This is a genomic window from Staphylococcus sp. McC-251-APC-3A2, from assembly GCF_009695665.1.
GTDB lineage: Bacteria > Bacillota > Bacilli > Staphylococcales > Staphylococcaceae > Staphylococcus > Staphylococcus cohnii.
Genome location: NZ_VUNO01000001.1, coordinates 1 through 14,806 on the forward strand (window position 1 = coordinate 1; position 14,806 = coordinate 14,806).

Consider the following 14,806-nt stretch of genomic DNA (forward strand, 5'->3'; position numbering starts at 1 on the left):
GGTTCGAGGTGGAAGCATAGCGATATGTGGAGCTGACGAATACTAATCGATCGAAGACTTAATCAAATTTAAAAGTTTTGTTGGTTGAACTAAATTTTACTTACTATCTAGTTTTGAATGTATAATAGTTATACATGATATTGTCTGGTGACTATAGCAAGGAGGTCACACCTGTTCCCATGCCGAACACAGAAGTTAAGCTCCTTAGCGCCGATGGTAGTCGGACTTACGTTCCGCAAGAGTAGGACGTTGCCAGGCAATTATAAATGGAGGATTAGCTCAGCTGGGAGAGCATCTGCCTTACAAGCAGAGGGTCGGCGGTTCGAACCCGTCATCCTCCACCATTTAATTTGCCGGCCTAGCTCAACTGGTAGAGCAACTGACTTGTAATCAGTAGGTTGGGGGTTCAAGTCCTCTGGCCGGCACCATGTTTAGAGCCATTAGCTCAGTTGGTAGAGCATCTGACTTTTAATCAGAGGGTCAGAGGTTCGAATCCTCTATGGCTCACCATTAAACAAATATCGCGGGTGTGGCGGAATTGGCAGACGCACTAGACTTAGGATCTAGCGCCTTACGGCGTGGGGGTTCGACTCCCTTCACCCGCATTTGCAGAAGTAGTTCAGCGGTAGAATACGACCTTGCCAAGGTCGGGGTCGCGGGTTCGAATCCCGTCTTCTGCTCCATTATTTTGCCGGGGTGGCGGAACTGGCAGACGCACAGGACTTAAAATCCTGCGATGAGAGATCATCGTACCGGTTCGATTCCGGTCCTCGGCACCATCTTTGAATTAAGCGCCCGTAGCTCAACTGGATAGAGTGCTTGACTACGGATCAAGAGGTTATGGGTTCGACTCCTATCGGGCGCGTAATTAATGCTTCATCCTATGAAAAACGGGAAGTAGCTCAGCTTGGTAGAGCACTTGGTTTGGGACCAAGGGGTCGTAGGTTCGAATCCTGTCTTCCCGATATCTGCTAAAATAAATTTTAAAATGGGGGCTTAGCTCAGCTGGGAGAGCGCCTGCTTTGCACGCAGGAGGTCAGCGGTTCGATCCCGCTAGTCTCCACCATTTATTATTGATTCAAACTAAATTACAACGGCGGTGTAGCTCAGCTGGCTAGAGCGTACGGTTCATACCCGTGAGGTCGTGGGTTCGATTCCCTCCACCGCCACTATTATTAGTTGTAAATTATACTCTGGACCTTTAGCTCAGTTGGTCAGAGCTAACGGCTCATAACCGTTCGGTCGCAGGTTCGAATCCTGCAAGGTCCATATAATTTTGGAGGAATACCCAAGTCCGGCTGAAGGGATCGGTCTTGAAAACCGACAGGGGCTTAACGGCCCGCGGGGGTTCGAATCCCTCTTCCTCCGCCATTTTATTACAATTTAATAAATTTAATTATCATATATTTATGGAGGAATACCCAAGTTCGGCTGAAGGGATCGGTCTTGAAAACCGACAGGAGCTTAACGGCTCGCGGGGGTTCGAATCCCTCTTCCTCCGCCATTAATATCATTATCGCGGGATGGAGCAGTTCGGTAGCTCGTCGGGCTCATAACCCGAAGGTCGGTGGTTCGAATCCGCCTCCCGCAATTACATAATTTGGTCTCGTAGTGTAGCGGTTAACACGCCTGCCTGTCACGCAGGAGATCGCGGGTTCGATTCCCGTCGAGACCGCCATTATTTTAATATTATGGTTCAATAGCTCAGTTGGTAGAGCAATGGATTGAAGCTCCATGTGTCGGCAGTTCGACTCTGTCTTGAACCATTTTATACAAGCCGGCCTAGCTCAACTGGTAGAGCAACTGACTTGTAATCAGTAGGTTGGGGGTTCAAGTCCTCTGGCCGGCACCATTTTCATGGAGGGGTAGCGAAGTGGCTAAACGCGGCGGACTGTAAATCCGCTCCTTCGGGTTCGGCAGTTCGAATCTGCCCCCCTCCACCATTTAATTTAATAGGGGCATAGTTCAAAGGTAGAATAAAGGTCTCCAAAACCTTCGATGTGGGTTCGATTCCTACTGCCCCTGCCATGGCGGTTGTGGCGAAGTGGTTAACGCATCGGATTGTGGTTCCGACACTCGTGGGTTCGATTCCCATCAGCCGCCCTTATTTATTAATGGGCTATAGCCAAGCGGTAAGGCAACGGACTTTGACTCCGTCACGCGCTGGTTCGAATCCAGCTAGCCCAGTTTTATTGGCGGCATAGCCAAGTGGTAAGGCAGAGGTCTGCAAAACCTTTATCACCGGTTCAAATCCGGTTGCCGCCTCCATGAATTATGCGGGAGTAGTTCAATTTCTAGAACACATTCCTTCCCGGAATGAGATATAGGTGCAAGCCCTATCTTCCGCTCCATTTAATTTAATATCATGCGGGAGTAGTTTAACTCTTAGAACACATTCCTTCCCGGAATGAGATATAGGTGTAAGTCCTATCTTCCGCTCCATTTAATTTTTATATTATGCGGGAGTAGTTTAACTCTTAGAACACATTCCTTCCCGGAATGAGATATAGGTGTAAGTCCTATCTTCCGCTCCATTATCACTTCCTGATTGGAAGTTTTTTGTTTATAACATTGAGCCAGCGTGGCGGAATTGGCAGACGCGCGGGACTCAAAATCCCGTTCCTTTTTGGAGTGTCGGTTCGATCCCGACCGCTGGTATAAATAGCGAATTAGTATTTCTGAGAAACCTCATTATTATGGGGTTTCTTTTTTTATGGATTTCATTAAATACCATTGACTTTAAATATTTTGAACATTGAATAGCTACAAAATATTGTGAAAATTATTGGCCTGCAAGGGTGTAGAAATTTTATTTTTGCTTGATAATCTAATTATCAGTTTAACAATACATACTTACTCTACTGATTTTGTAAATAATAGGAAAGTTTGTTGTACATTTATTACATTGATAGTTTTTTAGTTATTTAAACTTTTTTCGCAAAATTTAAGTTGTCAATTTGTTAGAAGTGAACTGACAATTAAAAATCATTTCTTATTCAAACGGTGAGCTGTTATATATTATAAGATACTGTTAAATATTTAAATCTTGGTTTTTAATATTAAACTTCATATTGTAGTTTAGTCGAAAATATAATATTATAAGTCTAATGTTATATTTGGAGGATACAAGAATGGTAAAATCTAGCACAGCCAAGGTTACAGGGAAAACATTTTTTAGTAATATTTTACAAGCTGTTGGAGCAGGTGTAGTCATAGCATTAATACCTAATGCATTATTAGGTGAATTATTAAAGTTTTTTAAAGAAGGCAACCAATTACTAGAAACTATTTATCAGTTAGTCGTTTTGATTCAATCATTTATGGCATTTATAATTGGTGTTTTAGCAGCGCATCAATTTAAATTTAGCGGTGCTGGTGCCACGATGATAGGAGTTTCTGCTATGATCGGTAGTGGTGCTGTTAAGATGACACCGGATGGATTTTTACTTAATGGCATTGGTGATATCATTAATACTATTTTAGTTGTAATGATATCTTGTTCTTTATATTTGTTATTACAAAATAAATTAGGGTCACTGGAAATGATTTTGTTACCTGTTATTATTCCTGTTATAAGTGGATTTATAGGTTTGTTTACGTTAGGTTATGTATCAAATGTCACTAAAGGAATTGGTCATGTAGTAAATGCATTTACAGAGTTAAATCCATTGATGATGTCTATATTGATATGTGTCACATATGCTTTGTTGATGGTTACACCTATATCTGTAGTTGCTATTGCAACGGCAATTAGCTTATCTGGTTTAGGTAGTGGTGCAGCTAATATGGGTATTGTAGCAGCTTGTGTGACTTTTTTATTTGGTTCAATTAGAGTTAACGGTGCTGGCGTCAATTTAGTATTGATTATTGGTGCAGCTAAGATGATGATTCCTGTTTATTTTAAACATTTAATTATTGCAATACCATTAATCATTAATGGCGTGATTGGTGGATTAATAGCTTATTTTATTGGAATTAAAGGTACACCAATGTCTGCTGGTTTTGGTTATACTGGTTTGGTTGGACCTATCAATGCGTTTAATCGAATGGATGGAGATCCGACCATGAATATTATTTTATTAGTATTTGGATATTTTATAATACCATTTGTATCAGCATTCTTTGTGCATGAAATTTGTAAAAAAATGATGCGTAAATATACAGATGATATTTATAAATTTGAAATTCCTAAGCAGTAACAAAGTTTTACAATCACATAGATAATAAATAGTTAAGCGTTTTATCTATCTTTCAATATTATAATGCATGTTTATAACAGTCATTATACATATTAATTGATATAAATTTTGAAATCAGAACGACGAGCTAAAAAACACCTTCATATTAAATGGAGGTGTTTTTTTAATATATATAGAATATAGCTGTCAGTTGACGACATCAAATATACCATTTTATGTAATCATACGAACATGAACTTTTAAAATTAATAAAAATATACAAATCTCTTATTGAATATTTTTGCGTAATTATGTATAATAATAAATATTATAGAAAGGGGATTAATAGATGAAACAAATATTGAAAGTGATTACTGTTTTTTCATTCCTTATAAGTACTTTAATTATTTACATAAATCCAGAAGTAAATGCTAGTGAAAAAGATCAATGGCATAAAATTAAAGAGCGTGGTGAATTGCGTGTTGGTTTATCAGCTGATTATGCACCATATGAGTTTGAACATAATGTTAATGGTAAATCAAAGTATGCAGGCATTGATATTGATATCGCAAAAAAGATTGCGAAAGATAATCATTTAAAATTAAAAATTGTAAATATGCAGTTTGATAGTTTATTAGGTGCGATACAAACTGGTAAAATTGATATCATTATTTCTGGAATGACACCTACACCAGAACGTTTGAAAGAGGTGGATTTTTCAAACCCTTATATGACAGTCGATCAAAAAATGATTATTAAAAAGTCTGAGGCAGATCGTTTCAAAACAATTGAAGATTTTGCGAATAAAAAAATAGGTGTACAAAAGCAAACACAACAAGAAAAAATTGCGCAAACTGAAATCGATAATGCACAAATTCAATCTTTAACACGTGTACCTGAAGTTATAATGTCATTGAAAAGCGGAAAAGTTAATGGAATGGTAATTGAAGGGCCAGTTGCAGAAGCATATTTAAAACAAAATAAAGATTTAACTTTTGCTAATGATGTTAAGTTTAATGAAGGTAGAAAAGAAACGGCAATTGCCTTACCTAAAAATTCTCCCATGCTTATGGATAAATTAAACACCTCTATCAAAGATGTTAAAAATAAAAATTTGCTGGAAGATTATAAAGCGTCAGCTGCTGATGCAATGCAAAAAGATGATGGTAATTTCTTTACGAAATATGGCAGCTTTTTCTTAAAAGGAATTAAAAACACGATTTTAATTTCTATAGTTGGAGTCGTTTTAGGTGCTGTATTTGGTGCATTTATTGCATTATTAAAATTAAGTAAAGTGAAAATATTGAGATGGATTTCTTCAGCTTATATTGAATTTTTAAGAGGCACTCCTTTATTAGTTCAAGTATTTCTAGTTTATTTTGGTACCACAGCAGTTTTAGGTCTAGATATCTCAGCTTTGATATGTGGTATGATAGCACTTGTTATAAACTGTTCAGCTTACATTGCTGAAATTATAAGAGCTGGTATTAATGCAGTTGATAAAGGACAAACTGAAGCTGCAAGAAGTTTAGGACTTACATATGGTCAAACAATGAAATCAGTTATTTTGCCACAGGCTGTAAAAAACATATTACCAGCTTTAGGTAATGAGTTTGTTACTGTTATTAAAGAATCATCAATTGTATCCGTAATAGGTGTTAGTGAAATAATGTTCAATGCACAAGTTGTACAAGGAGCATCATTTGATCCATTTACACCGCTCATTGTAGCTGCAATATTATACTTTATACTTACATTTACTTTATCAAGAGTGATGTATTTCTTCGAAGGGAGATTGAAAGTTAGTGATTAATATTAAAAATTTATATAAATCTTTTGGAAAAAATGAAGTTTTAAAAGGGATAAATCTAACGGTGGATAAAGGTGATGTTGTTGCTATAATAGGTCCTTCAGGTAGTGGTAAAAGTACACTTTTACGCTGTATAAACCTTCTTGAAACCCCTTCAAGTGGTGAAGTGATATTTAAAGATCATAGTTTAACAAATGAAAAAACTAAATTAGAAACACTAAGACAACAGATGGGTATGGTTTTTCAAAATTTTAATTTATTTCCACATAAGAAGGTTATAGACAATATCATATTGGCTCCTAGTTTATTAAAAAAGGGTAATCAAAGAGATTTGAAAAAGGAAGCAATGGATTTGTTGAAAAAAGTTGGATTAGAAGATAAGGCTAATGCATATCCTGCTCAATTATCGGGTGGGCAAAAGCAAAGGGTTGCTATTGCTAGAGCTTTAGCAATGAATCCAGAAGTACTTCTGTTTGATGAGCCCACCTCAGCACTAGATCCTGAAGTGGTTGGTGATGTTTTAGAAGTAATGAAAGATTTAGCCAAAGAAGGTATGACTATGGCAGTTGTAACACACGAAATGAATTTTGCAAAAGACGTGAGTGATAAAGTTGTGTTTATGGCTGATGGTGTCATTGTGGAATCAGGTACACCACAAAATATTTTTGAGCAACCACAACATGATAGAACTAGAAACTTTTTAGCACGTGTTTTATAAATATAAAATCAACCAAGGTGTTTGGCAATGGATTATTGTAATTCATTCATAGCACCTTGGTTTTTCTAATAAATATTGAAAATTGGATTATCGAATTCTCTTATTAATAATGAATATGTTAAACTATAGAATGTATGTTTTTAAGGTGGGGTGTGAAAAATGAATGTAGATCAATTGAAACAAGATGTCATAGACTATGCTCACTCAATTGGTATTGATAGTATTGGTTTTACCACGGCTGATCCATTTGATGAATTAAAGCAAAAATTAGTTGATTATCATGAAAAGGGATATGCCTCTGGATTTGAAGAACCAGATATTGGTTTGCGTACTGAACCTAAGTTAACATTGCCTACTGCAAGATCTATTATTGCTATTGCTGTTGGTTATCCCAATAAATTAAAAGGTGCACCTAGAAGCGTGCGTGGAGACAGAAGAGGTATGTTTGCAAGGGCATCTTGGGGCCAAGATTATCATTCAATCATGAGAAAACGTTTAGATAAATTAGCTGAGTATTTAGAGGCTAGAGTCCCAGATGTGGAAATTAAATCTATGGTTGATACGGGTGTGTTGTCAGACCGAGCTGTTGCAGAACGCGCAGGATTAGGTTATGTAGGTAGAAATGGATTTGTCATAAATCCAGATCTCGGTACTTGGACTTATTTAGGAGAAATGTTAGTTAGTGTTCCTTTTCCTCCTGATGACCCAATCATTGATAGTTGTGGAGATTGTACAATTTGTGTTGACCGTTGTCCAACAGGAGCTTTAGTTGGTGATGGACAACTAAATAGTCAAAAATGTATTAGTTTTTTAACACAGACAAAAGGTTACATGCAAGATGAATATCGATATAAAATTGGTAATCGACTTTATGGCTGTGATACATGTCAACAAGTTTGTCCAAGAAATCGTGGCATTAATACGCAGCATGATGATATTGTGTTAGAACCAGAAACATTAAAACCAAGGTTAGTACCATTATTACAAATGAGTAATAAAGAGTTTAAAAATACTTACGGTCATTTAGCAGGTGCTTGGAGAGGTAAAAAACCAATTCAAAGAAACGCAATTCTAGCGTTAGCACATTTTAAAGAGGAAACTGCGATACCCGAATTACAAGAAGTCGCATTAAATGACCCAAGGCCTATGATTAGAGCTACAGCTTATTGGGCAATTGGACAAATTCAGGGAGAGCAAGCAAGACCATTTATTGAAGCACACTACGACAGTGAATTAGAGGAAGTCCAACATGAGATGTTAAAAGGACTAGATATGAGGAGAGAATAAAAAGCATGACGAACCACATTGTATTATTTCAACCACAGATACCCGGAAATACGGGTAGTATCGCTAGAACCTGTGCCGGTACATATACACATTTACATCTAATAAAACCATTAGGATTTAGTACAGATGACAAGATGTTGAAAAGAGCAGGATTAGATTATTGGGATTCTGTAAATATTAGTTATTATGAAAATATAGAATCGTTTTTTGAAAGTACGGAAGGTGAATATTACTTATTAACTAAGTTTGGTGAAAAAACTTATTCTGATTTTGATTTTACTGATGAAGATGAAAATCATTATTTTATTTTTGGTAGAGAAACTACTGGCTTACCTGATTGGGTAAAGGAGAAATATAAAGATACAGCATTAAGAATCCCAATGAATGATAATATAAGATCATTAAATTTATCAAATACTGCATCTTTACTTATTTATGAAGCGTTGAGACAACAAAATTTTCCAAATTTACATTAAATTATATATTAATCGATGAAAAACGACTTTGACATTTGTATAATGAAGATAAAGCTAAAAGTAGTTTTTGAAAATTTAGTTGATTATTAAAATTATATAGTTTATGAAGATAGCTTCAAGGGTATTATTATAAATAATGCTAGAACGCGTCTTAAAAGATTAAGAGGAGTGTAATAACTATGTCAATGAACTTTAAAATTTTAGAAAACGAAAAAAGTGTGGCAGAATACGCTGCAGATATTTTAAGAAAACAGTTTAACAATAATCCAACTACTATAGCAGGCATACATCTTTCTAATGATAATGCACCAGTATTAGATGAATTAAAGAAAAATGTAGATGATCATGCAGTAGATTTTAGTCAAATTAATATATTAGATTATGATAGCAATAAGTCTTATTTTGAAGCGTTAGGCGTACCAGAAAGTCAAATATATAGTGTTTCATATGGTCAAGATACAGAATCATTTATAAGTGATAAAATCAAAACTAAAGAAAATAAAGGTAAATTGATTACACAAATACTGTCAATAGATACAAATGGTAAACTAAATGTAAGTATCAATCATGGTCTCTTTTCTGCAAGAGAAGTAATTTTAGTGATTACTGGTTCTGAGAAAAAAGATGTTGTGCATAAATTATATGAAGAAAATGGTAAAACTTCATTTGAGCCATCTGATTTGAAAGCACACCGCATGGTGAATGTTATTTTGGATGAAGCTGCTGCAGAAGGCCTTCCTGAAGATGTTCGTCACTATTTCACTGCACGTTTCGCATAAAATTAAAAATGTGAGGTGTAACTAATGACAAATGATAATGCTAATAAACAGTATTCTAACCATGAAACAGAACCCAAAAATGAAATGGTCGATGATTTTGAAGATATCGTAGAATTGGGAAAAGAAATGGAACAAATTTCTGAAGAAAATGATGAAGATAAACTAGATAAATCACATGATTCAAATGTACGTTCTGATTTAGATAATTAAAGTGTTACGTTTATTTAATAAGTGATTAAATAGTATCTATCAAAGCCTAAATGACATTCTATGAGTACTACTTACAAACAAAATCATTATTTCTTTTATAAATAATTGGAAGCGAGTAAGTGATGATCAAATATTAAAAAATTTGATGTCCTTCTCGCTTCTTTTTATATTTATTTAATCAATGTGCCAAGTTATTTGCTTATGGTTATATGAATAATAAAAAAACAATGCCAACATAAATTTGATTATGTTATTATTAAATCATTATTTGAATTAAGGAGTTATCATTAATATGTTAAGTAACTATTGGAAATACCTCATGATAAGTGCTGTGATTGTAAATTTAATTTCTATAAAAGGCTTTCCTATGGCCATTGGAGCAATATATCTGCCAATCTTATTTAAAATTATTCAACTACAAATCAACTTGTCACATGGACTGGTAGATAAAGTAAATGCTTCTACATTTGTAAAAAGTAATCAAACTGGGATCATTATTAGTATATTATGTTGTATTGTTATAACAGTATTGTTATTTAAGCCGCTTGGAGGTTTTTATAATAGTTTAACTGGGTTTTTAGGGCTTCTTGTCACAGTTAGTCCTGTGACTATGATTATTGGAGCAATTCTTTTAGTTTTAACTGCAATAGGTATTATACAAGCAGCAAAGGTGAAATTTAACGATGTAACAATTACAAAAGAATAATGAATAGATGTATAAACCAGGAACTAAAAATTAGTTTCTGTTTTTTTTCATGCTAGCAACTAATTAATTAAGCTTTGTAAATCGTTGTTATTAACCAGACATTTTTTATGTAATGAAAACGCTATATTAAGAGATTGCTCAGTTAAATTAATTAATGCTATACTAAAGTTAAATACATATTGAAGGGGAGATTTTTAAATGTCAGTTAGAATTGAACATGATACATTTGGTGAAATAGAAGTACCTGCAGATAAATACTGGGGTGCACAAACAGAAAGAAGTAAACGTAACTTTCCAGTTGGAAAAGAACAAATGCCAATTGAAGTTGTTTATGGATTTGCTCAATTAAAAAGAGGGGCAGCATTAGCCAATCATGAGTTAGGAAAACTAAGTGACGCAAAAAAAGATGCTATTGTTCATGCATGTGATCGTATATTAAACAAAGAATTGGATGAACACTTCCCATTAGTCGTTTGGCAAACAGGAAGCGGTACACAAAGCAATATGAACGTCAACGAAGTTGTGAGTTATGTTGCGAATATGTATCTCAAAGAACAAGGTAGCGATGAGTCAATACATCCAAATGATGATGTGAATAAATCTCAAAGTTCAAATGATACTTTCCCTACTGCGATGCATGTTGCACTATATAATGAAATTGAAGTAAAACTTGAACCTGCATTAAAATCATTACGTGATACTTTTAAAGAAAAAGAAGCAAAGTTTAATGATATTATAAAAATCGGACGTACTCATTTACAAGATGCTACACCTATTCGTTTAGGCCAAGAAATAAGCGGATGGCGTTATATGTTAGATAAATGTGAAACATTACTTAGTGAATCAAAAGCGCATATTTTAAATTTAGCAATCGGGGGTACTGCAGTAGGTACCGGTATTAACGCTCATCCAGAATTTGGTGATAAAGTTGCTAAATTTATTTCAAAAAATACTGGGTATCCATTTGTATCATCTGAAAATAAATTTCATGCATTAACTGCGCATGATGAGGTCGTTCAATTACATGGTTCTCTCAAAGCTTTAGCTACTGACTTAATGAAAATTGCAAATGATGTGAGATGGTTAGCGTCTGGACCACGTGCTGGGCTTGCTGAAATTTCTATACCAGAAAATGAACCTGGTTCATCTATTATGCCTGGTAAAGTCAACCCAACACAATGTGAAATGTTGACGATGGTTGCAGTTCAAGTTATGGGTAATGACACTGTGGTTGGTATAGGTAGTTCACAGGGGAATTTTGAATTAAATGTCTATAAACCTGTGATTTTGCATAATACATTGCAGTCTATATATTTATTGGCGGATGGCATGCAAACATTTAACGATAATTGTGCAGTAGGCATTGAACCAATTGAAGAAAACATTGATAATTATTTAAATCAATCACTAATGTTAGTAACAGCATTAAATCCTTATATTGGGTATGAAAAAGCTGCTAGCATAGCTAAAAAAGCCCATCGAGAAGGTTTAACATTAAAAGAATCTGCCATCCAATCTGGATATTTAACTGAAGAACAGTTTAATGAGTGGATTAAACCGGAAGATATGGTTGAACCTAAATAAATTTAAAATCTTAAGGCATATCAATATCTTTGATTAACGACGAAACGTCAATTTCTATTAAAATGAAATAGAAATTGACGTTTTTGCATTTATTTTGAGTCATTTTAACTACAATGTTGTTCGCGCGATAAAAGCTATAGAGAGAATTGAAAATTCAACCTATCTCTTTTAAATTTCATCATCTAAACTAACTGATATTTTTTCTTGTGTTAATGGGTGAATAAATTCAATTTTATAACTATTCAATTGGAGTTGTCTTAAAGTTGAATCACCGTATAGTGGATCTCCAATAACTGGATGTCCAATTTCTGCTAAATGCACACGTATTTGGTGTGTTCGACCCGTGTCTAATTTCAAATCGACTTCACATACATTTTCTTTGACCATATTCGAAGACAAAATGTGTGTAATAGCAGATTGTCCTGTAGTAGATACTCGGCGCTTGTTCGAATGAAATTTATCTTTACCAATAGGCGCATTAATGGTTTGTGGTTTAATAGGTAACAAGCTATGTACCTTTGCTTTATAGATACGGTCTATTTTATTTTCTTCTAACATACGATCTAGGATTTTTTTCATTAAAGGATTTTTAGCAACAATTAATAAACCCACAGTTTCTTGATCTAAGCGATGTATCGGTTCTGCATAGTCACTATTGATTGTATATATCACATGATTCATTAATGTATTACTTTCTTTTAAATCATTAGGATGCGTTTTAACCCCTTTAGGCTTCATAACGATTGCTAAATCATTGTCTTCATAATAAATTTGTGCATATCGATAACTTGGTAAATAATTACTTTTTTCTTCTGGTGTTGGAATGTAAACTTGATCTCCTGTATGTACTTGTGACGTGAGTTTTGCATTTATATCATTGATTTTAATCTCTTTTGACATATTTAAATTGTGTAAATCTTTTTTTGGTAATTGTAATTGCTGGAAAATTTCTCTAAGTGTTAATTCATCATAATTTTCTGGGATTTGAAATTTCATAATATCCTCCTCTTTAATCAATTATTATCATACCATAAACACGCTGTTAAAAATATTAGACCCAGAGATTGATTTAATAATTTTTTACATTGTTTTAATTCAAGTAAAAAGGAATTATTTATCTATTTTTAAATGCTTTACAAACTTGTATAATGTATGTAAATAGTGTTGTTAAAGAATGGACTGGTTAAATGGAAAAACCGACAAGATTAGCATTATTAAAAGAAATTGCTGAATTTTTAAATGAAGAAACAGAAACATATAGTATGCTACAAGGCGCATTAAAATCGTTGATTGATGGTAGTGAATTTACTACGGGCTGGATTTTCTTCATTGATGATGTGGGGCAACATGAGCTCGTATCATATAATGGTTTACCAGGAGCATTGGAAAATAATCATTGTCAATATATGCGAAAGGGTACGTGTTGGTGTGTTCAAGCATATCAAAATAAAAAGTTAACGAAGGCTTCAAATATTATAAATTGTTCGAGAATTAATTTAGCCAATCGGGCTTATCATGAAGAAACTGACGGTATTACACACCATGCTACTGTACCGTTAAGGTCTGGCGAAGAGCAATTTGGGTTACTCAATGTTGCAACACCTTATACAAGGAGATATAGTGCAGAAAACTTAGAGTTATTAGAATCTGTTGCATTGCAAATCGGATCTGCAATAAAAAGGATTCTCTTAACCGATCAAGAAAAAGAAGCTGCGCGTATTAGTGAACGTAATAGATTAGCTAGAGATTTACATGATTCAGTAAACCAAATGCTTTTTTCTGTTAAATTGACAGCACACGCAGCATTAGGGATGACACAAGAAAAGGTTTCTCGTAAGGCATTCCAAGTGATTGAAGATACAAGCCAGCAAGCAGTAAATGAAATGAGAGCTTTAATTTGGCAATTAAAACCCGTTGGTTTAGAACAAGGATTAGTTAGTGCACTAAAACAGTATAGTGAATTACTACAGTTAGAGTTAATTGTTAAAGTGGATGGTTTAATTAAACTTCCAAGTCAAATCGAGGAAAATGTTTATAGAATTGTTCAAGAAGCAATGAATAATACGAAAAAACATAGTGAAACCACTCAAGTTCGATTAGATTTAGTTCAAGCGGACAATTATTTATTGGTAACAATCTCTGATTTTGGCAAAGGTTTTGATAAACATAAGTCAAATCTTTATCACTCGCATGGCTTGAATAATATGAAACAAAGGACTAAACAGATAAATGGTAAATTGACAATTGAAGGTGAACCAAACAAAGGTACAAAAATTCATATATCAATACCATTATAAAGTTTCGAAAGGAAGGTCAAGATGAATCGAATCATTTTGGTAGATGATCACCATATCGTAAGACAAGGTTTAGAATTTCTATTATCAACAGTTGATGATATAGAGGTTGTTAAAGGCTTTTCAGATGGCAAATCATTTTTAAGTTATTTGGAAGAGCATGAATTACCCGATATTGTATTATTAGATTTAGTGATGCCAAATATGAATGGTATAGAAATAACTGAAATTATGAAGCGAAAATATCCCGAAGTAAAAATATTAGTGCTAACCAGTTATGTAGATGATGAACATGTGATTTCGGCAATTGATAAAGGCGCCGATGGTTATGAAATGAAAGATGTTGAACCTGAGAAGTTGATTAAAACAATTAAAAATGTATTGTCAGGTGAAAAAGTTATCCATCCACAAGCCCAAAGTGTGATGGAATCTGTAAGCAGTAAACCGCACTATACAAACAAACTATCTAAACGTGAATCTGAAGTATTGACAGAAATGGCAAAGGGTAAAACAAATAAAGAAATTGCGGAAACTTTATTTGTCTCAGAAAAAACTGTTAAAACACATGTAAGTCACATATTTGCTAAATTGCAAGTATCTGATCGCACACAAGCGGCTATTTATGCTATGCAGAATAATCTTATATAATATATTAGATGTTATGTAAATATTATTTTACATAGCATTTTTTTATTGAATATATACTTTTGTTTCAAAATGTATAATATTACTATATACTATATCTAATAAACATAAAGGGGATG

The 14,806-nt window shown here is 34.1% G+C and carries 12 protein-coding genes, 26 tRNA genes and 1 rRNA gene; 38 read left to right on the plus strand and 1 reads right to left on the minus strand.

Features of this window, described 5'->3' with window-relative positions; translation table 11 throughout:
* Positions 1–143 precede the first annotated feature (143 nt).
* The 36 genes from rrf (at position 144) to fumC (ending at position 11,748) form a co-directional block, all read left to right on the plus strand.
* A 5S ribosomal RNA gene (gene rrf / locus FYJ81_RS00010) occupies positions 144–258 on the plus strand.
* Positions 259–268: 10 nt separating this feature from the next.
* A tRNA-Val gene (locus FYJ81_RS00015) sits at positions 269–344 on the plus strand.
* A gap of 8 nt (positions 345–352) precedes the next feature.
* Positions 353–428 (plus strand) — tRNA-Thr (locus tag FYJ81_RS00020).
* A 6-nt stretch (positions 429–434) separates the two neighbouring features.
* A tRNA-Lys gene (locus FYJ81_RS00025) sits at positions 435–510 on the plus strand.
* Positions 511–523: 13 nt separating this feature from the next.
* Positions 524–605: transfer RNA gene (locus FYJ81_RS00030), tRNA-Leu, on the plus strand.
* Between the two features lie 3 nt (positions 606–608).
* A tRNA-Gly gene (locus FYJ81_RS00035) sits at positions 609–683 on the plus strand.
* Positions 684–690: 7 nt separating this feature from the next.
* A tRNA-Leu gene (locus tag FYJ81_RS00040) sits at positions 691–779 on the plus strand.
* Positions 780–791: 12 nt separating this feature from the next.
* Positions 792–865: transfer RNA gene (locus FYJ81_RS00045), tRNA-Arg, on the plus strand.
* A 26-nt stretch (positions 866–891) separates the two neighbouring features.
* Positions 892–965 (plus strand) — tRNA-Pro (locus tag FYJ81_RS00050).
* A 25-nt stretch (positions 966–990) separates the two neighbouring features.
* A tRNA-Ala gene (locus FYJ81_RS00055) sits at positions 991–1,066 on the plus strand.
* A 29-nt stretch (positions 1,067–1,095) separates the two neighbouring features.
* A tRNA-Met gene (locus tag FYJ81_RS00060) sits at positions 1,096–1,169 on the plus strand.
* A 26-nt stretch (positions 1,170–1,195) separates the two neighbouring features.
* Positions 1,196–1,269 (plus strand) — tRNA-Ile (locus FYJ81_RS00065).
* A 9-nt stretch (positions 1,270–1,278) separates the two neighbouring features.
* Positions 1,279–1,371: transfer RNA gene (locus tag FYJ81_RS00070), tRNA-Ser, on the plus strand.
* A gap of 40 nt (positions 1,372–1,411) precedes the next feature.
* A tRNA-Ser gene (locus tag FYJ81_RS00075) sits at positions 1,412–1,504 on the plus strand.
* Positions 1,505–1,517: 13 nt separating this feature from the next.
* Positions 1,518–1,591: transfer RNA gene (locus FYJ81_RS00080), tRNA-Met, on the plus strand.
* An 11-nt stretch (positions 1,592–1,602) separates the two neighbouring features.
* Positions 1,603–1,678, plus strand: a tRNA-Asp gene (locus tag FYJ81_RS00085).
* 15 nt (positions 1,679–1,693) lie between these two features.
* Positions 1,694–1,766 (plus strand) — tRNA-Phe (locus FYJ81_RS00090).
* A gap of 10 nt (positions 1,767–1,776) precedes the next feature.
* Positions 1,777–1,852: transfer RNA gene (locus tag FYJ81_RS00095), tRNA-Thr, on the plus strand.
* A 7-nt stretch (positions 1,853–1,859) separates the two neighbouring features.
* A tRNA-Tyr gene (locus FYJ81_RS00100) sits at positions 1,860–1,943 on the plus strand.
* An 11-nt stretch (positions 1,944–1,954) separates the two neighbouring features.
* Positions 1,955–2,028: transfer RNA gene (locus FYJ81_RS00105), tRNA-Trp, on the plus strand.
* Positions 2,029–2,030: 2 nt separating this feature from the next.
* A tRNA-His gene (locus FYJ81_RS00110) sits at positions 2,031–2,103 on the plus strand.
* 12 nt (positions 2,104–2,115) lie between these two features.
* Positions 2,116–2,187: transfer RNA gene (locus tag FYJ81_RS00115), tRNA-Gln, on the plus strand.
* A 7-nt stretch (positions 2,188–2,194) separates the two neighbouring features.
* Positions 2,195–2,268 (plus strand) — tRNA-Cys (locus FYJ81_RS00120).
* Positions 2,269–2,276: 8 nt separating this feature from the next.
* Positions 2,277–2,351 (plus strand) — tRNA-Gly (locus FYJ81_RS00125).
* Positions 2,352–2,367: 16 nt separating this feature from the next.
* Positions 2,368–2,442 (plus strand) — tRNA-Gly (locus FYJ81_RS00130).
* 17 nt (positions 2,443–2,459) lie between these two features.
* A tRNA-Gly gene (locus FYJ81_RS00135) sits at positions 2,460–2,534 on the plus strand.
* 41 nt (positions 2,535–2,575) lie between these two features.
* Positions 2,576–2,658, plus strand: a tRNA-Leu gene (locus FYJ81_RS00140).
* 473 nt (positions 2,659–3,131) lie between these two features.
* Complete coding sequence (locus FYJ81_RS00145; RefSeq protein ID WP_107386693.1) at positions 3,132–4,199, plus strand: PTS transporter subunit IIC; 1,068 nt, start codon at positions 3,132–3,134, stop codon at positions 4,197–4,199.
* Positions 4,200–4,527: 328 nt separating this feature from the next.
* The gene (locus FYJ81_RS00150; protein WP_064263714.1) at positions 4,528–5,991 is read left to right on the plus strand and encodes an ABC transporter substrate-binding protein/permease; all 1,464 of its coding nucleotides are present in this window, start codon (positions 4,528–4,530) and stop codon (positions 5,989–5,991) included.
* On the plus strand, positions 5,984–6,706 hold the full coding sequence (locus FYJ81_RS00155) for an amino acid ABC transporter ATP-binding protein (protein ID WP_064263717.1): 723 nt from the start codon (positions 5,984–5,986) through the stop codon (positions 6,704–6,706). The genes FYJ81_RS00150 and FYJ81_RS00155 overlap by 8 nt, the downstream gene beginning before the upstream one ends.
* A gap of 159 nt (positions 6,707–6,865) precedes the next feature.
* Positions 6,866–7,993 carry a tRNA epoxyqueuosine(34) reductase QueG gene (gene queG, locus FYJ81_RS00160; protein ID WP_107384704.1) on the plus strand — a complete coding sequence of 376 codons (1,128 nt, stop codon included), beginning with the start codon at positions 6,866–6,868 and terminating at the stop codon, positions 7,991–7,993.
* A gap of 5 nt (positions 7,994–7,998) precedes the next feature.
* Positions 7,999–8,469 carry a tRNA (uridine(34)/cytosine(34)/5-carboxymethylaminomethyluridine(34)-2'-O)-methyltransferase TrmL gene (trmL, locus tag FYJ81_RS00165; RefSeq protein WP_107386552.1) on the plus strand — a complete coding sequence of 157 codons (471 nt, stop codon included), beginning with the start codon at positions 7,999–8,001 and terminating at the stop codon, positions 8,467–8,469.
* A gap of 179 nt (positions 8,470–8,648) precedes the next feature.
* Positions 8,649–9,248, plus strand: a complete 600-nt coding sequence (locus tag FYJ81_RS00170) for a glucosamine-6-phosphate isomerase (protein ID WP_107523534.1) — start codon at positions 8,649–8,651, stop codon at positions 9,246–9,248.
* A 24-nt stretch (positions 9,249–9,272) separates the two neighbouring features.
* On the plus strand, positions 9,273–9,458 hold the full coding sequence (locus FYJ81_RS00175) for an SAS053 family DNA gyrase inhibitor (RefSeq protein WP_107384707.1): 186 nt from the start codon (positions 9,273–9,275) through the stop codon (positions 9,456–9,458).
* A gap of 292 nt (positions 9,459–9,750) precedes the next feature.
* Positions 9,751–10,164 (plus strand): hypothetical protein, encoded by a 414-nt coding sequence (locus FYJ81_RS00180; RefSeq protein ID WP_107386554.1) that lies wholly within the window; start codon positions 9,751–9,753, stop codon positions 10,162–10,164.
* Positions 10,165–10,362: 198 nt separating this feature from the next.
* A complete protein-coding gene (gene fumC / locus FYJ81_RS00185; protein ID WP_107386555.1) occupies positions 10,363–11,748 on the plus strand; it encodes a class II fumarate hydratase in 1,386 nt (461 codons plus the stop codon).
* Positions 11,749–11,916: 168 nt separating this feature from the next.
* Here the strand turns inward: fumC and FYJ81_RS00190 are convergent, their stop codons facing one another.
* A complete protein-coding gene (locus FYJ81_RS00190; protein WP_107386556.1) occupies positions 11,917–12,744 on the minus strand; it encodes an RluA family pseudouridine synthase in 828 nt (275 codons plus the stop codon).
* A 191-nt stretch (positions 12,745–12,935) separates the two neighbouring features.
* On the opposite strand from FYJ81_RS00190, the gene FYJ81_RS00195 reads away from it, so the two are divergent.
* Together FYJ81_RS00195 and FYJ81_RS00200 are read left to right on the plus strand one after the other, a co-directional pair.
* The gene (locus FYJ81_RS00195; RefSeq protein WP_107386063.1) at positions 12,936–14,045 is read left to right on the plus strand and encodes a GAF domain-containing sensor histidine kinase; all 1,110 of its coding nucleotides are present in this window, start codon (positions 12,936–12,938) and stop codon (positions 14,043–14,045) included.
* Between the two features lie 21 nt (positions 14,046–14,066).
* On the plus strand, positions 14,067–14,690 hold the full coding sequence (locus tag FYJ81_RS00200; protein ID WP_107384712.1) for a response regulator: 624 nt from the start codon (positions 14,067–14,069) through the stop codon (positions 14,688–14,690).
* The last annotated feature ends 116 nt before the right edge of the window (positions 14,691–14,806 follow it).